The sequence below is a fragment of the Streptosporangium sp. NBC_01469 genome (genome assembly GCF_036227305.1).
Lineage (GTDB): Bacteria > Actinomycetota > Actinomycetes > Streptosporangiales > Streptosporangiaceae > Streptosporangium.
Genome location: NZ_CP109465.1, coordinates 3,968,673 through 3,986,501, shown reverse-complemented (window position 1 = coordinate 3,986,501; position 17,829 = coordinate 3,968,673). Strand labels below are relative to the sequence as shown.

Here is a 17,829-nt window from a genome sequence, read left to right as displayed (position 1 = left end):
GCGCGAGGGAAGACAATTGCCCTCATGCGGTTCGGGATCCTGGGCACCACGCGGGCATGGCACGACGGCGTCACCGACGTCACCGACACCGGCGACGCCTCCGCAGGGGAGGTACGCGTCGGCGGGCCGGCCCGGCGGGCGCTGCTGGGCCTGCTGCTCGCCCGCGCCGGCGAGGTGGTGACGGCCGACCTCCTGATCGACGACCTCTACGGCTCTCGGCCACCGGGAGGGGCGGCGCACGCCCTGCAGTCGCAGGTGTCCCGGCTCCGCCAGGTCCTGGGGGGCGAGGCCGAGATCGAGGCCGTCCCCTCGGGGTACCGGCTCGCGATCGAGCCGGGCGACCTCGACGCCCACCGCTTCGAGCGGCTGTCGGACGAGGGACGCCGGGCCCTGCTCGGCGGGGACCCGGCGGGGGCGGCCGTACTACTGCGGGAGGCCCTGGACCTGTGGCGGGGACCCGCGCTCGCCGACGCCGCGGACGCCGCCTCCGTGCGGGCCCTGGTCCTGCGGCTGGAGGAGCGCAGGCTCGGCGCCCTGGAGGACCGCATCGAGGCCGACCTCCAGCGGGGCGAGCACCGGGCCGCGGTGCCCGAGTTGCAGGAGCTGACCGCCCGGCACCCCCTGCGGGAAAGGCTCAGGAGCCTTCTCATGCGCGCCCTGCGGGCGGGTGGCAGGCAGGCGGAGGCCCTGCTCGCGTTCGAGGAGACACGGCGGCTGCTGGCGGACGAGCTCGGCGCGGACCCCTCGGCCGAGCTGGCGGCCGTCCACCGGGAACTGCTCCGGGGCGAGCGGCCGTACGAGCCGCCCGCGCCACCGGCGCAGCTGACGAGCTTCGTGGGCCGCGACGAGGACCTGGCCGAGGTCACCCGGCTGCTCGGGGCGGCGCGCCTGGTCACCCTGCTCGGCCCCGGCGGGGCGGGCAAGACCAGGCTGTCGATCGAGGTCGCGAGCAGGCTGCCGGACGTCTGCTTCGTCGAACTCGCGGCGCTGCGCGACGGGCGGCGGCTGCCGCAGACCCTGCTCGGCGCGCTCGGTCTCCGCGAGAGCGGGCTGCTCACCGTGCCCGAGGAGACGGAGCCCGTCTCCCGGCTGCTCGCGGCGCTGGCCGACCGCCCGCTGCTGCTCGTCCTCGACAACTGCGAACACGTCGTCGAGGCGGCCTCGGACCTGGTCGCGCGGCTGCTCGCCGGATGCCCGGAGCTGCACGTCCTGGCGACGAGCCGGGAGCCGCTCGGCATCACCGGCGAGAACCTGTGGCCGGTCCGGCCGCTCGGCCCCTCCCCCGCCGCGCGGCTCTTCACCGACCGGGCCTCGGCCGTACGCCCCGGTTTCGCGCTGGACGAGACCGGGGCCGAGACCGTACGGCGGATCTGCCGCGAGCTCGACGGCCTGCCGCTCGCCATCGAGCTCGCGGCGGCCAGGGCCCGCACGTACGAGCTGCCCGAGCTCGCCGCCCGCCTGGACGACCGGTTCCGCCTGCTGTCGAGGGGCAGCCGTACGGCCGACGCCAGGCACAGGACGCTGCGCGCGGTCGTGGCGTGGAGCTGGGACCTGCTGTCCGGAGCCGAGCAGGTGCTGGCCAGGCGCCTGACGGTCTTCTCCGGCGGTGCGACCGCCGAGGCCGCGGCGCGGGTCTGCGGGGTGCCCGACGCCGAGGACCTGCTGGACTCCCTCGCCGACAAGTCCCTGGTGGAGGCGGGCGGCGGGCGCTACCGGATGCTCGACACGATTCACGCCTACTGCGCCGAGCAGCTGGAGGTGGCCGGGGAGTCCGAGGCCCTGCGGCGCGCGCACGCGGACCACTTCCTGGAGCTGGCGCGGGACGCGGACCCCCACCTGCGGCGTGCCGAGCAGCTCCGATGGCTGGAGATCCTCGTCGCGGAGGACGCCAACCTCCAGGCCGCGCTGCGCTGGGCCTCCGAGGCCGGGGAGGTCGAGCTCGCCCTCGCACTGTTCGCCTTTTTGTCACCATATTTCTGGATGCGCGGTATGCGGACCCTGGCGACGGCGCCGGCGGTCACGCTCCTGGACACGATCGGCGACAGCCCTCCCCCGGGGCTCGGGGACGGGTACGTGCTCTGCGCCCTGGCCGCGGCGGCCGGTAGCGGCGGCCGGGAGGCGTGGGAGCGCCACCGGGCGACGGCCGAGGCGGCCGTCGTCGACCCGGACCGGCCGCACCGCCACCCGGTCATCACCTTCCTCTGGCCGATGATCAACTCCGGTGCGGAGAATCCGCGGGTCGCCCTCGCGGTGATCGCCCGCGGGCGGGCGGGGAACGACCCGTGGGAGAGGGCCGTCGTCCACCTGCTGTGGGGATACCCGCAGCTCGCGGCCGGGGACCTGGCGCGGGCCGAGTACGAGTTCACCTCCGCCGCCGACGCCTTCCGCTCGCTGGGCGACCGGTGGGGGACGTCGCTGGCCCTGGACGCGCTGGCCGGCCTGGCGGCCCTGCGCGGCGACCCCGGGAAGGCGATCGTCCTGACCGACGAGGCTCTCGCCCTCACCGAGCGGCTCGGCGCCCTCGAGGACGTTCCCGACCTGCTGTGCAACCGGGGTGACTACCGCGTCCAGGCCACCCGGGCCGGGAGGGACCCGGCCGCCACCGGTCTTCCCGAGGCGCGCGCCGACTACGAGCGGGCGGCCGAGATCGCCCGCCGCGCGGGCAGCCCCACCTACCTGGCCGCGGCGCTGCGCGGCCTCGGCGACATCGCGCGGCTGGAGGGCGACCTGACCGGGGCGCGCGTGCTGTACGAGCAGGCGCTCGACCGGTTCGAGACGCACTGGGTGAAGAGCGCGGGAAACCGGACGGCCGCGCTCCTCGGGCTCGGCAGGATCGCCGAGGCCTCCGGCGATCTCACCGCGGCCCGCGCCCTGCACCGGCGGGCCGCCGAGGTGGCGGTGGAAACGGGGGCGATCACCGAGAGCGCCCGCCCGGTCGAGGCCCTGGCGGGAATCGCCCTGCTCGAAGGGGACGCCCCCGGCGCCGCCATGCTGCTCGGCGCGGCCGTCGCCCTGCGGGGCATCGCCGTCGAGAACGACCCCGATGTCTCCCGCACGGCCGCCACCGCGCGGGCCGCGCTGGGCGAGACGCCGTACGAGGCCGCCCACGGCGAGGGCGCGTGCCTGTCCGCGACGGCCGCGCTCCGCCTGGCCGGTATCTCCGAGACCTTCATCCGGACCTCGCCGATCAGCGGCTTCGCCGACCACAAGCCCGTCCTGCCCGGCTGACCGGCCCGCGAAGGTCTCCGGACGTACGGGGTGTCCGGCATGCGCCGGGCGTTCGCACTCGCAGGGTGTTCGGCTTGTGCGAAACGTTCGGCTTGTATCAGTCGTTCGGCGCGTACGGAGCTTTGAGCATGTGCCGGGCATCCGCCCGCGCAGGGCAGTCGGTATGTGCGGGATGTTCAGCACACGCCGGGCATCCGCCCCCCGCCGGGCGCTCACCGCGAGCGGTGAGCGCCCGGGAAGGTGGTGAGCACGCTGTGAGGGAGCGGTGAGCGCTCTTGGACAGGCTCTCCCCATGAACACCACACCGCGGCTCAAGAACACGAACATCCTGATCTCCGGGGCCGGCGTCGCCGGTCCGGCGCTGGCCTACTGGCTGCACCGCCACGGCTTCACCCCCACGATCGTGGAGCGGGCGCCCGACGTCCGCGACGGCGGCTACGCGGTCGACTTCCGTGGCGAGGCACACCTCACCATGCTCGACCGGATGGGGATCCTGGACGACATCCGGCGCGAGCAGACGAACATGGGCGCGATGGCGTACGTCAACGGCGCGGGCAAGAAGATCTCCAGCATGCCCGCCGACGTCTTCAGCGGCGACGTGGAGATCCTGCGCGGCGACCTGGCGCGCATCCTGTACGAGCGCACCCGCGACCACGTCGAGTATCTCTTCGACGACTCCATCACCTCCCTCACCGAGGACACGAAGGGCGTACAGGTCACCTTCGAACGCGGTGAGCCGCGCCGGTTCGACCTGGTCGTGGGGGCCGACGGGCTGCACTCCAACATCCGGGCGCTCGCGTTCGGGCCCGAATCGCGGTTCGTGAGGGAGATGGGCCTGTACTGCGCGATCTTCACCACCGCCAACCACCTCGGACTCGACCACACGGGGCAGATCTACAACACTCCCGGCAAGCTCGTCGGCATGTACAGCGCCCGGGGGAACACCGAGGCGAAGGCGACGTTCTACTTCGCCTCCCCGCCGCTGAGCTACGACCGCCACGACGTCGAGCAGCAGAAGAAGATCCTCGCCGAGGCGTTCGCCGACGTCGGCTGGGAGGCTCCCCGGCTGCTGGACGCGATGCGGGACGCCCGGGACTTCTACTTCGACTCGATCAGCCAGGTCCACGTCGACAGCTGGTCGCGCGGCCGGGTCACGCTGCTCGGGGACGCCGCCTGCTGCGCCTCGCCGCTCTCGGGCATGGGCACGGGCCTGGCCATGATCGGCGCCTACGTCCTCGCCGGGGAACTCGCCGCCGCGGGCGGTGACCACCGCGCGGGCCTCGCCCGCTACGAGGAGGCCATGCGCGAGTACGCGACGGGATGCCAGAAGTCGGGTGACGGGGTGGGCAAGTGGATGGTTCCCGACAGCCGGTTCATGGCCTGGTTCATCAACCAGAACTACCGGCTCCTGCCCTACGTGCCGTGGAAGGGACTGATCGCCAAGGGCATCCGGCAGACGGCGAACGCCGTCACCCTGAAGGACTACGAGCGCTGACCCGCTTTCCTCGTTTCAAGGACGGAGGCCCCGGCGGGCGTCACGAGGGCGGGCCACCTCCCTGCCCTCTCCCGGAGACCTCGTGCTTAGCTCGTAAGCCGCCGAACTCATGGAACGTCACACCGCCGGCAAAGTCCTTCCTCGGCGCGAGCGAAGAAGGGCGGGTATCCGGGGCACCACTGCCGCACGCTCCGGCTTTCCCGCAGAACCTTGGCGAGACTGAGAGTTTCTACCTGTTCGCCGGTATGCAGATGCAGGAAGTCAGCAGATCCGGGACAACCGACAGCTCTGACCATGACGACCAGCAAAAACCGTACAACAAAACTAGAAAAACGACAATTCGCCGCGAACTTGAATTTTCCAAGCCTCGGCGCCTCGAATCCACCTACGCTCCCCGCCTACTCCGGCTATCCTCCTTCAGGCTAATCGAGTTCAAAACTCGTCAGGCACATCGAAACGAGGCCCACGGAGGAGTACTTGGAGATTTGGGAGCGTTCGTCGATTCGTTTCATGCTCAATGCGAAGCTCGACGAACTTCATGGCGAAGGGTTCGAGGACTTCTTCCATGAAGTTATGCATGTTCTGAACCCTGGCTTCCTGAATGTCCGAACCGCTGGACGTCTCGGCGACCAAGGGGCGGACGGCCTTCTCCTGATCGGGAAGAAGCTGTACGCGTGCTACGCGCCCCAGACCGTCGTCCCCTCCAAGATCGCCCGCAAGTTCCGGACCGACCTCGCCAAGGCCATCGCGAAGCGCGATGGCGAGTTCGGCACCTTCGTCTTCGTGCACAACGACCGCAGAGGCATACACCCCGAGCTGGCATCGCTACTCGCGACAGCACGCGACGATCACCCCGAACTGTTTTTCGAGAACTTCGGCCGACGGCACTTCTACACCGAACTCTGCAGGATGGAGAAGTGGCAGGTCGAGGACTTCCTTGGCCCGTTTCCCGCGAAGCCTGTGGTGGTCAGCGTCGTGCTTGAGGAACTGATCCCGCTCCTGGATCACCTCGCCGAATACCGACGCCCCCTCGAAGACCTACCGGCCATCCCCAGGCCTCCGCTCAAGAAAATGGAATACAACGGGTTCTCCTGGGATATTCAGCATCGCATGAAGCTCGCCCTGTCCTACGTCAACCACGTGGAGGACTACTACCGGAGCAGGCTCGATCCCAACGAGAGGGACGAGGTCGCGGCGGGCTTTCGCGAGCACTACGAGATGATCGCCCAGACGTGTGAGGACTCCGACGACATCCTCTGGCGGCTTGAGCGGCACGTTCTCGGCAATGCCTCGCAACAATCCCCTATGGAGCTGAACGCGCTCGTTGTCCTGATGTACTTCTTCGGTGAATGTGAGATCTTCAAGGTGCCGCCCACGGGTTGGGTCCCGGAGGCCGAGATGGGAGTGACCACGTGATCGTGCCGACCAAAGGGGTCGCTCCCCAGCGCGCCCTGCTGGCTGTGGGGGCTCAGATCGTGATGGCCACCGGGCGTCAGCCCGTGACCGTCACCCAGGCCTGGCGCCGTCTGTTGACCTGGCGCGAGGACAACGACCATCGGGCGCCCCTGACGTTCTGGTGGTTCGCTCTCGCGCTCGACCTGCTCTACGCCCTGGGCCTGGTCGAACTTGAACAGGACATGTTGATTTTCCGGGCTCGTGACAATGCTGCATAGCCTGACTTCTGACGACGACAGGTTCCGAACGATCCGCTTCGGGACGGGGCTGAACCTCCTGGTCGCCGAACGCACCGACGCCTCCACTGACACCGACAGCCGCAACGGTGCCGGCAAGTCGAGCATGGTCGAGTTACTGCATTTTCTGCTGGGTGCCCGCAACGAACCCAAGGCCGTCTGGGCCGGCGAGAAGCTCCGCGACCACACATTCAGGCTGAAACTTGACTGGCCGGGCCGACCAGAGACCTTGACGGTGACGCGCTCGACGACACGGCCGAACAGAGTGACGCTCGATCCGGACATAACACGGAGCTCCCCCGGGGGCCTGTTCGAACACGCCGCCGAGGTGTCGACGAAAGACTGGCAGTGGGCGATGGAACGGGATCTCTACGGGGTCGACTCCGAGGGAGCGGAGGTCAGCGGCCGGACGCTGTTGTCATTCGCGATCCGCCGTGTCGATGCGGGGGGCTTTCTTGAGCCCACCAGGACATTCGCCCAGCAGTCACCTCACGACGCGATGGTCAACCTGTGCCACCTCTTCGGCCTGGACGTCGGCCTGGCAGCACGGTATCGCCTCCTGTCCAATCAGGAGGCCACGAGAAAGAAGCTCGTCGAAGCCGCGAAAGATCCTGTCTGGGGGAAAATCGTCGGCCGTTCCGCCGAACTCCGAGGTGAGATCGGTGCCATAGAACAGCGGGTGAGTGAACTTGAGCACCAAATCGCGAGTTTTCAGGTCGTCCCCGAATACGAGAACATTCGCCGGGAGGCCGACGAGCTCGATCGGCGCATCCGATCACTCCGGGCGTCCGAAGCGGTGGACCGACGCAACCTTCAGGACATGGAACAGTCCGTCGACGAGGTGGCCGAGCCGGATGACCGGTATCTGGAATCGGCCTACAAGCAGCTGAACTTGATTCTCGGCCAGGAGGTGCGCCGCCGGTTCGACGATGTGCGCGCCTTCCACGAGACCGTGGTCCGAAACCGTGAGAAGCAGTTACACGAGGAGATATCCCGGCTCCGTCGACTTCTGGAGGAGCGCACCCGGACGCGCACGCGACTCGGCGAGCGACAAGCCGCCCTCCTGCATACGCTGAACTCGGGTGGCGCGCTTGATGCGCTCAACTCCCTGCAATATGCCCTGGCTCGCGAACAGGCGCATCTGGAGTCTCTCCGCCACCGATTCCAGGCCGCGCAGGCACTTGAGGCGAGCCGACGGGAGATCGAGGCGAAACGCCTTGAGCTCGAACAGGAGATGGTGACCGACCTTGAGGACCGGGACACCATCACCTTCGAAGCGAGCAGCCTTTTCAACACGTACGCCCGGCGCCTGTACGGAGACGGGAAAAACCCCTATCTGACCTTCAGCCCGGGTAAGCAGCGAATGCAGATCGAACCCAAGATCGAAGACGACGGGAGCAGGGGAATCCACAACATGGTGATCTTCTGCTTCGACCTGACCGCCGCCGTCATCGCCCACCGTGCCGGCCGGGGTCCGGACTTCCTCGTTCACGACAGCCATCTGTACGACGGTGTGGACGAACGTCAAGTGGCACGAGCCCTCCAGCTGGCGGCCGAGGTTACCGAGACCGAGCGGATGCAGTACATCGTCACCATGAACTCCGACGATCTGAACAAAGCGGTTTCAATGGGGTTCGAAGCGAATCCTTACATCATCGAGCCCCATCTGACCGACCAGCCGGACGGCGGACTGTTCGGCTTCAGATTTTAACGATCACTCCCCGTTCCGGGTCGACGCCTATGCGTTATTTCGAATTCGTCGGGACCGCCCTGGCGACTCCGGCCTCCGACCGGGAGTCGGCCAGGGGTGCTCCGCGACACGAGTTCGGGCACCGGGGAAACCGTCTTCGCGACATCGGAGGCCGCGAAGACGATCCTCCGGAATGGTGACCTTCAGGCCACCTTCAGGCCACCTTCAGGAGTAGTCACCCTGGGACGCCGCCGGGACGGTTACCTCAGGCCCGCGTCCAGGGCGGTGGTCAGGGTGCCGGTGTCACCGGACATCTCCCAGACCATCGCGCCGAGCAGGCCCTTGCTCCGGAGCCACGCGGTCTTCTTCCCGATCGACCAGACGTCGTCGAAGGTCCACCACTGACCGCCGTTGCCGGTGTAGCAGTAGGTCGCCACCGACTGCTCGTCGTGTCTCACCGCGCACCCCGGCACGGAGGCCAGCAGGTTGGCGTACCCGCGGGTGCCCGCCTCGTCCGGGAACTGCCCCGGCGCCGCACCGGTGGCCGACTGCCACTCGCCGAACCTCCCGCCGTCGGCGACGCCCTGCCAGCCCCGGCCGTAGTACGCGAGACCGATGGTGATCTTGCGCGGGTTCACCCCCGCCTGGAGATAGACGTCGACCGTGTCCTCAACGCTGAAGTGGAACGGGTACGGGTCCTCGGCGTCGGTGTACAGGTTGCCCTGGTGCCCGGCCCGATTGGGCTCCCAGGAGTTGTCGCTGCCCGCGCCGTGGAAATCGTAGCCCTGGACGTTGAAGATGTCCAGGGACCTGGCGACCTCGGGCAGGTCCCAGCCCGCGGCGATCTTCGCCGGGTCGGCGGGGGTGAAGGCGGTCAGCTGGTAGCGCCTGCCGGTCTCCTGGGTCAGGGCGTCGAGCTGCCTGCGGAACTCGGCGATCAGCAGCGTGTTGTTCGCCTTGTCGTTCGGGCCGATGTGGTTGCCCGCGTGCCCCTCGGAACCGGGCCACTCCCAGTCCAGGTCGATGCCGTCGAAGATGCCCGCGGCGCTGCCGGGGCCGCCCGCGCCGTTGTAGACCGGCAGGTTCCCCTTGATGTACGTGTCGATGCAGGAGCTCACGAACTTCTTCCGCGCCGCGTCGGTGGCCGCCACGTCGGAGAAGTACTTCGAGTACGTCCAGCCGCCGAGCGAGATCAGCACCTTGAGGTTCGGATACTTCGCCTTGAGCTTGCGGAGCTGGTTGTAGTTGCCGCGCAGCTTCTCCCAGCCGGTGTCGGCGACGCCGTCCACCGACTGCGCCGCGCTCATCGGCCTGCCGTAGTCGGCGTCCGCGTCACCGGAGCCGTCACCCTGGTTCGGGTCCTGCGGGTTCGGGGTGGTGCCCTTGGTGACACCCTGCAGGCACGTCAGGTTCACCGGGTCGATGTTGCCGAAGGCGTAGTTGAGGTGGGTCAGCTTCGCGGCGGCGCCGGTGGTGTCGAGGTTGCGCACGAAGTACTGGCGGCCGTAGATGCCCCACTGGACGAAGTAGCCGATCCTGGCGTACCCGCTGCCGATGATGTCGTCGGTGCTCACCTTCAGCGCGGTGCTCGCCGCGGACGTGTTGTCGTACAGGTCGCGGGCCTTCACCGTGAAGGTGTACTCGGTGGACGGCGACAGCCCGTTCACCGTGGCGGAGGTGCCGGTCACCGTCGTGGCCAGGGTCGCGCCGGTGTAGACCTCGTACCCGGCGACGCCCCTGTTGTCGGTCGAGGCGTTCCACGCGAGCGAGACGCCGGAGGAGCTCTTGCCGGTGACGCGCAGGCCGGAGGGCGCGGTCGGCGGCTGGGTGTCGTCGCCGGCGTTGTTGGTGGTCACCCTCAGCGCCGCGCTCGCCGGGGAGAGGGTTCCCTTGCGGTCCCTGGTCCGCACGGTGAACGTGTACTCGGTGTTCGAGGTCAGGCCGGTGACGGTCGTGTTCGTCCCGGTGACCGTCGCGACGAGGTCGGCGCCCCGGTAGACCTGGTAGCCGGAGATCGGGAGGCTTCCAGGGGTCGCGGCGTCCCAGGCCAGCGAGACGGTCCTGGTCGTCTTGACCGGCGAACGCAGGTTGCCGGGCGCGCCGGGCGGGGTGTCCGCCGCGCCGTCGCATCTGACGTCGTTGATCCTGCAGTTCTCCGGCTCGGCGGACGCGCCGCTGAGCGTGAACGCGGGACTGTACGGCTCGGTGGTGCCGCGTGCCGCCACGGTCGTGTTGTAGTGGGCCGGGCTCAGCGTGACCTGGCGCCCGCTCTGGCTCAGCGCCCCGTTCTGCGCGGCGCTCGCGGTGACCCCCGCGGGCAGGTCGAAGGTGATCGACCAGCCGGTGAGCGCGGTGTCGGTGTTGTTGGCGATCACGAACCTGCCCTGCGTGCCGCTCCCCGAGTAGGTGGCGGTGAGGGGCGCGTCGGGGGGCGGCGGGTCGCCGCTGCCGTCGCAGTTGGCGCCGTTGATCGTGCAGCTCACCGGCTGGGCCGCCGCGCTGAGCGTGAACGTGGGACTGTACGGCTCGGTGTTGCCGTTCGCCCGCACCGTGTTGATGTAGAAGGCGGGGGTCAGCTTGACCCGCGTCCCGCTCTGCGTGGTGGTGGCGTGCTGGGCACCGCTGACCGTGACGCCCGAGGGCAGGTCGAAGGTGATCGACCAGCCGGTGACCGGGGTGGTGCCGGGATTACTCACCACGAACTTGCCCTGGGTGCCGGTGAGGGTGAAGGCCGCGGTGAGCCGGGCGGCGGCCGAGGCGGGGGACGAGAGAACGGCGAGAGCGGCTGCCAGGGCGAGAACCAGCAGCACAGAGGCTGATCGGCGCACGTAGATGCCCTTCCATTTAGGAAAGTTTCCTAATAATTACGCGGATCGTAACCCCGGTATCCCATGCCTACAAGGCCCAAAACAGCGTCTCCCGCCGGGCTCGGCCCCTGCGGTCCCCCGCTCGGGCGCCCGAGGACGGAAAGCCGGTCGGGCCGGGTCGTCGACATCGGCGGGGGCCGTCAGGCGATCAGCGGAGGCGACCGTCCTCGGGCGCGACGGCGACCGGCCGGAATTCCGTGACCGGAACCCGCCGGGAGGCCCTCAGCTAAGGCCCCCGTTGGCCTGGAGGTTCTGGCCGGTGAGCCAGCGGCCGTCGGGACCCACCAAAAAAGCCACGACGTCCGCGATGTCCGAGGGGTCGCCGAGGCGGGAGAGCGGGGTCAGCGCGGCGATCTGGGTGAGGAGCTCCTCCGGGTTGGTGCCGCGCAGCAGGTCGGTGTCCGTGGCGCCCGGGGAGACCGTGTTGACGGTGATGCCCCGCTCGCCGAGCTCGCGGGCCGCGACGGAGGTCAGCTGTTCGAGGGCGCCCTTGCTCGCCGCGTAGGGGGCGATACCCGATGCGGGGCGGACGGTGTTGAGAGTGGAGATGTTGACGATACGGCCGCCGTCGCGCATGTGCCTGGCCGCGTACCGGATGGTCAGGAAGGCCGCCTTGGCGTTGACCGCCATGGCGCGGTCGTACAGCTTCTCGGTGGTCTCCGCGATGGGGATCGGGGTGAAGCTCAGCGCGGCGTTGTTGACCAGGATGTCGAGGCCGCCGAGAAGCTCCTCGGCGGTCTCCATCAGCCACTCCGCGGCGCCCCGCCTCGCGAGGTCGACCTGGACGGCGCGGACGCTCCCGCCCGCCTCCTTGACCACCCGCTCCACCTCGCCCGCGGACGCGGCGGCGTTCGCGTAGCTGAAGAGAACGTCCGCCCCGTCGCGGGCGAGACGCTCCACGATCGCCCGGCCGATGCCCCGGGACCCCCCGGTGACCACCGCCGTCCTACCCTCCAGTACCGCCATGCCGACCTCCGTGCCTCTCCCGTGAGCTCTCAGCCGTCCTTCGGGCCCCGCGTCCACGCCTGCCGCGCTCCCCCCGCCGTCATCGCCTTCGTCCCGGGAACGCCCATGCCCGCCGCGCCCGCTCCCATTTTCGGGCCCCTCGGCCTCCCGCGGCTTCGGACCCCACCGCGAACCTATGATCGACGGGCGCGGTTGTCGACGCCTTTCCGGGACGTGCCCGGCCCCGCGAACCAGGCGAAAACGGGCCGGTTCATTGGTGCGTTCCAGATCCGTGATGCTCCGGATGTGGCGAGTTTCGGTCCCGCGACCTAATCTGCCCACCATGACCACCGATGGGCGCTCGGCGCACATTCTCGACGTCCTGATCACCGAGTTCGGTGATTCCATGAAACGTGACCCCGCCGCCTTCCGGCGCAAGTTCCGGAAGATGGCCGCCTCGCCCTTCGCCTTCTACCGGGGCAGCGCCTGCCTGTTCTACGCGGACATGACCGGCGCGTTCGCCGACGACGCCTTCCTCGACGAGCAGACGCGGCGCGTCTGGATCCACGGCGACCTGCACGCCGAGAACTTCGGCACCTACATGAACGCCTCGGGCGTCCTGGTGTTCAACGTCAACGACTTCGACGAGGCCTACGTCGGCCCGTACATCTGGGACCTGCGGCGCTTCGCGGCCAGCGTCGCGCTCATCGGGTACGCCAAGGCGCTGTCGGACGACGTCATCACCGATCTGGTGACCGAGTTCGCCCACTCGTACCTCTCCGAGCTGCACGGCATCTCGGACGGCGGGGACGACGCGATCGGCTCGCTGACCCTGGACACCACGAGCGGGGTGCTCCACCGGGTGCTGCAGCTCGCCCGGCTGAACACCCGGGTGGCGCTGCTGGACCTGGAGACCACCGTCGAGAACTTCGACCGCAGGTTCGCCGTCATGGACGGCCGCTATCCGGTGGACCAGGAGACCCGCGAGGCGGTGGAGGCGGCCTTCCACGACTACCTGACGACCCTTCCCACGGTCTCGGAGGTCGAGCACAAGATCAAGGACTTCGCGCTGCGCACCGGCATCGGGATCGGCTCGGCCGGGCTGCCCTCGTACAACATGCTTCTCGAGGGCCACACCCAGGCCCTGGAGAACGATGTCATCCTCTACATGAAGCAGGCCCAGGTCCCGGCCGTGGCGCGGCACATCACCGACGAGAAGGTGCACGGCTACTTCAAGCACCAGGGCCACCGCACCGCGGAGTCGCAGCGGGCCCTGCAGGCGTACGCCGACCCGTGGCTCGGCTACACCATGCTGAACGGCGTCGGCCAGCTGGTCGCCGAGGTCTCTCCCTACTCCGCCGACCTGGCCTGGGGTGACGTCAACGAGCCGGACGAGCTGGCCTCGGTCGTCCGCGACCTGGGCCGGGCCGTGGCCAGGATGCACTCGGTGGCCGACGACGAGTCCAGCCACGACCTGGTCGACTTCTCCACCGAGGACGCGATCGTGGCCGTGATCGGCGGCGACACCGACGGCTTCACCCGCGGCCTCGTCGACTTCGCCCACGCCTACGGGGCTCGGGCCAGGGCCGACCACGGTCTCTTCGTCGACCTGTTCAGGAACGGCCGCCTCCCCGGCCTCTGACCCCTCGCCCGGCCTCCGCGAAACGTCTTCCCCGAGGCCGGGCACGCCTCACCCGGTCCCGCCCCTCGCCGCCCGCCGGAGCCGGGGCCGGGGCCGGGGCCGGGCACACCGTCCGGCCCCACCCCGCCGTTCACCGCCGTTCACCGCCGTTCACCGGTGCTCCGCCTCGGCCTCGCGCCGGACGGAGGCCGGGCGGGCCCCGGCGTGATGGCAGGCGACCTGGGCGGCGGCCGAGGACGGCAGCACCGGCAGCGGCCGTGACACGCACAGCCCGTCGACCCCCGTCCCGGCCGCCGCGCCCGAGGCCAGGACCTGGCAGCGCGGGTGGAAGCGGCAGCCCGGCGGGATCCGGGTCGGGTCCGGTGGCTCGCCGCCCAGCACCACAGGCGACGGCGACTCCGGCAGGACCGACAGCAGCGCCTGGGTGTACGGGTGCGAGGGCGCGGTGAGGATCCGTTCCACCGGCCCCGACTCGACGATCCTGCCGAGATACATCACCGCGACGCGGTCGGCGATGTTCCAGGCCAGCCCGAGGTCGTGGGTGACGACCAGTGCCGACAGGCCGAACTCGTCGCGGAGGCGGAGCAGCAGGGCGAGGATCTCGCCGCGCACCGACGCGTCCAGCGAGGCCACCGGCTCGTCGGCGACCAGCACCCTGGGGTCGAGCGCGAGGGCCCCGGCGATGACGACGCGCTGGCGCTGGCCGCCGGAGAGCTCGTGCGGGTAGCGGTTGAGGAACCGCTCGGGGGGCCGCAGCCCGGCGCGTGACAGCGCCGACGCGACCCGCTCCCCCTCCGCGGGCAGGCGGTGGATGCGCGGCCCCTCGGCCACCGCCTCGTAGACGGTGTGCCGGGGGTTGAGCGATCCCGTGGGGTCCTGGAGCACGAGCTGCACCTCGCGCCGGTGGGCCCGCAGCGCGCGCGAGGAGTAGGCCAGCGGGACGCCGCCGTACAGGACCGACCCCGAGGCGGGCCGCTCCAGGCCGAGCAGGGTGCGGGCCAGCGTCGTCTTGCCACAGCCGGACTCGCCGACCAGCGCGACGATCTCCCCCTGGCCCACGACGAGGTTCACCCCGTCCACCGCGCGGGCGCGGCGCCCGCGCGAGACGAACTCCACGTGCAGGTCCCGCGCTTCGAGCAGGGTCATCGAGTCTCCTCGTGGACGCGGACGTGGACGCACGCGGCGGTGTGCGCCGCCTCGGCACGGCCTGCCTCGGTACGGCCCGTTTCGGTGCCGTTCGTTTCGGTGCCGTCCGCTTTGGTACGGCCCGCTTTGGTACGGCTCACCGGCCAGAGCTCGACCGACTCCGACGCGCACGAGACGAGCGACACCGGGCAGCGGGGATGGAAGGAACACCCCGTGGGCAGGTGGGCCGGGTCGGGCGGATCCCCGCCCAGTCCCCTGGGCGCCATCCTGGAGGCGGGGTCGCCGACGGTGGGGAAGGCCTCGGCCAGCGCCCTGCCGTAGGGGTGCCCGGCGTTTCCGAAGACCTCGTGCGAGGGACCGGACTCGACCACGCGGCCCGCGTACATGACCGCCAGCCGGTCGCACGTCGCGGCCAGGACCGACAGATCGTGAGAGATCATGACGAGGCCGATCCCGTGCTCGGCGATGAGCGAGCGGATCAGTGAGAGCACCTGCGCCTGGATCATCACGTCCAGCGCGGTGGTCGGCTCGTCGGCGACGATCAGGCGCGGGGAGCAGGCGAGCGCCATCGCGATCATCACGCGCTGGCGCTGTCCGCCGGACAGCTCGTGCGGGTAGCCGCGCGCCCGCCAGGCGGGCAGGCCGACCTGCTCCAGCAGCTCCGCCGTCCTGCGCCGCGCCGCCGCGCCGGTCGCCATGCCGTGCACCCGCAGCGGCTCGGCGATCTGGTCGCCGATCCTGCGCACCGGGTTCAGGGCGTGCTGGGCGCCCTGGAAGATCAGGGAGGCCGACGCCCACCGGACCGCGCGCAGCCGCCCCCAGCTCATCGTGAGGACGTCCTCGCCGTCCAGCAGGATCTCCCCGGACACCAGCGCGTCCCTGGGCAGCAACCGCAGCAGCGACATGGCCAGCGTCGACTTGCCCGACCCCGACTCCCCCGCCACGCCGAGGGCCTCGCCCTCCGCCAGGTCGAGCGAGACGCCCCGCACGGCGGGGACGTCCCCGGCCGCGCTCCGGTAGGTCACCGCCACGTCGCGCAGTTCGAGCAGGGTCACGAGACCCCCCGGAGGCGTGGGCCGGACACGGCCGGGGCCCCTGGAGACCAGGGGTCGATCACGGTCACGAGGTCCCGCGGGCATGGGTCGAGTACGGTCACGAGGCCCCCCGAAGGCGTGGGTTGAGTACGGTCTCCAGGGCGCGTCCGCAGAGGGTGAACGCCAGGACGACCAGGACGATGCACAGACCGGGCGGCAGCACGTACCACCAGGCGCCCGAGGTGGCCGCGCCCCAGTCGTAGGAGCCGCGCAGCATTCCGCCCCATGACACCTGGCCCGAGTCCGCGCCGAGGAAGGCGAGGGTGGACTCGGTGACGATGGCGCTCGCCACCGTGAGGGTGGTGTTGGCCAGGACCAGCGGGGCGACGTTCGGCAGCACGTGCCGGGTCATGACGTGCCAGTGCCCGGCGCCCAGCGCCCTGGACCTCTCGATGTAGGGCCTGGCCTCGACCGCCAGCGTCTGGGCCCGGATCAGCCTCGCCGTGGAGGCCCAGGAGGTCACCCCGATCGCCAGGATGATCGTGGACGCGCCGCCGCCGAGGACGGCCGCGAGCACCAGGGCCAGGACCAGGGCGGGCAGCACCAGGAACCAGTCGGTGACGCGCATCAGCACGGCCGAGGCCCAGCCCCGGAAGTGCCCGGACGCGATGCCGAAGACCGTACCGATCACCATGCTGAGCAGGGCCGACATGAACCCGATGAGCAGCGAGACCCGCGCGCCCCACAGGAGCATGAGCAGGACCGAGCGGCCGGACTCGTCGGTGCCGAGCGGGAAGTCCGCGCTCGGCGGCGCCATCTTGGCACCCGTCGCCCTGGTCACGTCCATGCCGGACGGGTCGGTGACCAGCGGCGTGACGAGGGCCGCCAGGACGGCGACCAGCAGGATCGCCGCGCCGTACAGCCCGGCCCTGTTCCCGCCGTACGCGCGGCAGAACCGCGCGAGGGCGGCACGGCGGCGCGCCCTCGCGATCGCACGCGACGTCCCGGCGCCGTCGCCGACCTCCCTCGCCTCCTCCTCCTTCGTGCTCACGCCGACCTCACCCTCGGATCCAGGACGTGGTAGACCACGTCGGCCAGCGTGTTCATGACGATCACCGCGACGCAGACGAGCATGAAGGTCCCCTGCATGACCGCGTAGTCGGGTCCCCTGATCGCCTCGACGAACAGCAGGCCGAGGCCGGGCCAGGAGTAGACGAACTCCACCGAGACCGCGCCGCCGACCACGAACCCGATCTGCATGAACACCAGGGTCACCGTCGGCAGCAGCGCGTTCGGCACCGCGTGGCGCCGCCGGACGTCGTCGTCGCGCAGGCCCTTGGCGCGGGCGGTGGTCACGTAGTCCTGGCCGATCTCGTCGAGCAGCGAGGAGCGCATGACCAGCAGGTACTGCGCGTAGACGACGGCGACCAGGGTGAGGCACGGCAGCACCAGGTGGTGGGCGACGTGCAGGAGGTAGAGCGGCCCGTCCGGCGCGTCGACGTCCTCCATGCCCCGGGTGGGGAACAGGCCGGGTATCGGGCCCATCCCCGCGGCGAAGACCATGAGCAGCAGCAGTCCCAGCCAGAAGGTCGGCACCGACCACAGGGTCAGCGCGGTCCCCGTGGAGAAGCGGTCGAACCGGCCGCCGTGGCGCCAGGCGGCCCTGGTGCCCTGCCACATGCCCAGGCCGACCGCGACGGCGAGCCCGGTGCCCACCAGCAGCAGCGTCGGGCCCACCCGCTCGCCGATGAGCTCGGCGACCGGCCTGCGATACTCGTACGAGGTGCCGAGGTCCAGCCGCAGGGTTCGCAGCACGAAGTCCAGGAACTGCTCGCCCAGCGGCCTGTCCAGGCCCATCTGCCGCCTGAGCAGGGCGAGCTGCTCGGGGGTGACCGGCACGTCGCGGGTGTAGGCGATGGTGGGGTCGCCGGGGATGAGGCGGAACAGGAAGAACGTCGCGACGACCACCAGCCCGATGCCGAGCAGCGCCCCGCCGAGCTTGACCAGCGCGTAGCGCGCCAGGCTCCGGCGGGCGCCGCCCCGATCGTCCTTCGGCGGCGCCTTCGTCAGCTCGGCCGGCGATGTGCTCAT

12 protein-coding genes are annotated in these 17,829 nt (G+C 70.3%); 6 read left to right on the top strand and 6 right to left on the bottom strand.

Going from position 1 to position 17,829, the window contains the following annotated elements; genetic code table 11:
* The first annotated feature begins 24 nt into the window (after positions 1 to 24).
* The 5 genes from OG587_RS17915 (at position 25) to OG587_RS17895 (ending at position 8,125) form a co-directional block, all read left to right on the top strand.
* On the top strand, positions 25 to 3,228 hold the full coding sequence (locus OG587_RS17915; protein ID WP_329091703.1) for a BTAD domain-containing putative transcriptional regulator: 3,204 nt from the start codon (positions 25 to 27) through the stop codon (positions 3,226 to 3,228).
* 292 nt (positions 3,229 to 3,520) lie between these two features.
* Positions 3,521 to 4,723: an FAD-dependent monooxygenase gene (locus OG587_RS17910; protein WP_329091701.1), complete on the top strand. Its 1,203-nt coding sequence runs from the start codon at positions 3,521 to 3,523 to the stop codon at positions 4,721 to 4,723.
* 510 nt (positions 4,724 to 5,233) lie between these two features.
* A complete protein-coding gene (locus OG587_RS17905) occupies positions 5,234 to 6,139 on the top strand; it encodes an ABC-three component system protein (protein WP_329091698.1) in 906 nt (301 codons plus the stop codon).
* Positions 6,136 to 6,396: an ABC-three component system middle component 6 gene (locus OG587_RS17900; protein WP_326637041.1), complete on the top strand. Its 261-nt coding sequence runs from the start codon at positions 6,136 to 6,138 to the stop codon at positions 6,394 to 6,396. Before OG587_RS17905 ends, OG587_RS17900 begins: the two co-directional genes overlap by 4 nt.
* Positions 6,386 to 8,125 carry an ABC-three component system protein gene (locus tag OG587_RS17895; RefSeq protein ID WP_329093890.1) on the top strand — a complete coding sequence of 580 codons (1,740 nt, stop codon included), beginning with the start codon at positions 6,386 to 6,388 and terminating at the stop codon, positions 8,123 to 8,125. Before OG587_RS17900 ends, OG587_RS17895 begins: the two co-directional genes overlap by 11 nt.
* A 239-nt stretch (positions 8,126 to 8,364) precedes the next feature.
* Here the strand turns inward: OG587_RS17895 and OG587_RS17890 are convergent, their stop codons facing one another.
* Together OG587_RS17890 and OG587_RS17885 are read right to left on the bottom strand one after the other, a co-directional pair.
* Positions 8,365 to 10,932 carry a glycosyl hydrolase family 18 protein gene (locus OG587_RS17890; RefSeq protein ID WP_329091693.1) on the bottom strand — a complete coding sequence of 856 codons (2,568 nt, stop codon included), beginning with the start codon at positions 10,930 to 10,932 and terminating at the stop codon, positions 8,365 to 8,367.
* A gap of 261 nt (positions 10,933 to 11,193) precedes the next feature.
* Positions 11,194 to 11,937 (bottom strand): SDR family oxidoreductase, encoded by a 744-nt coding sequence (locus OG587_RS17885; protein ID WP_329091691.1) that lies wholly within the window; start codon positions 11,935 to 11,937, stop codon positions 11,194 to 11,196.
* A gap of 322 nt (positions 11,938 to 12,259) precedes the next feature.
* Between OG587_RS17885 and OG587_RS17880 the strand changes: the two genes are divergently transcribed.
* Positions 12,260 to 13,558 (top strand): DUF2252 domain-containing protein, encoded by a 1,299-nt coding sequence (locus OG587_RS17880; RefSeq protein ID WP_329091690.1) that lies wholly within the window; start codon positions 12,260 to 12,262, stop codon positions 13,556 to 13,558.
* Between the two features lie 150 nt (positions 13,559 to 13,708).
* Here OG587_RS17880 and OG587_RS17875 read toward each other — a convergent pair whose 3' ends face one another.
* The 4 genes from OG587_RS17875 to OG587_RS17860 form a co-directional block, all read right to left on the bottom strand.
* Complete coding sequence (locus OG587_RS17875; protein ID WP_329091688.1) at positions 13,709 to 14,704, bottom strand: ABC transporter ATP-binding protein; 996 nt, start codon at positions 14,702 to 14,704, stop codon at positions 13,709 to 13,711.
* Entirely contained in the window at positions 14,701 to 15,759 is a 1,059-nt protein-coding gene (locus OG587_RS17870; protein ID WP_329091687.1) for an ABC transporter ATP-binding protein, read from the bottom strand. Before OG587_RS17870 ends, OG587_RS17875 begins: the two co-directional genes overlap by 4 nt.
* A 97-nt stretch (positions 15,760 to 15,856) precedes the next feature.
* Positions 15,857 to 16,789, bottom strand: coding sequence for an ABC transporter permease (locus OG587_RS17865; protein ID WP_329091685.1), 933 nt, complete (start codon positions 16,787 to 16,789; stop codon positions 15,857 to 15,859).
* Positions 16,786 to 17,829, bottom strand: a complete 1,044-nt coding sequence (locus OG587_RS17860) for an ABC transporter permease (protein ID WP_329091683.1) — start codon at positions 17,827 to 17,829, stop codon at positions 16,786 to 16,788. Before OG587_RS17860 ends, OG587_RS17865 begins: the two co-directional genes overlap by 4 nt.

Excerpts from the sequence above, each read along its gene's own strand:
- OG587_RS17915 (WP_329091703.1), top strand. The coding sequence starts at position 25 with ATGCGGTTCGGGATCCTGGGCACCACGCGGGCATGGCACGACGGCGTC.
- OG587_RS17910 (WP_329091701.1), top strand. The coding sequence starts at position 3,521 with ATGAACACCACACCGCGGCTCAAGAACACGAACATCCTGATCTCCGGG.
- OG587_RS17905 (WP_329091698.1), top strand. The coding sequence starts at position 5,234 with ATGCTCAATGCGAAGCTCGACGAACTTCATGGCGAAGGGTTCGAGGAC.
- OG587_RS17895 (WP_329093890.1), top strand. The coding sequence starts at position 6,386 with ATGCTGCATAGCCTGACTTCTGACGACGACAGGTTCCGAACGATCCGC.
- OG587_RS17885 (WP_329091691.1), bottom strand. The coding sequence starts at position 11,937 with ATGGCGGTACTGGAGGGTAGGACGGCGGTGGTCACCGGGGGGTCCCGG.
- OG587_RS17880 (WP_329091690.1), top strand. The coding sequence starts at position 12,260 with ATGACCACCGATGGGCGCTCGGCGCACATTCTCGACGTCCTGATCACC.
- OG587_RS17875 (WP_329091688.1), bottom strand. The coding sequence starts at position 14,704 with ATGACCCTGCTCGAAGCGCGGGACCTGCACGTGGAGTTCGTCTCGCGC.
- OG587_RS17860 (WP_329091683.1), bottom strand. The coding sequence starts at position 17,829 with ATGAGCACATCGCCGGCCGAGCTGACGAAGGCGCCGCCGAAGGACGAT.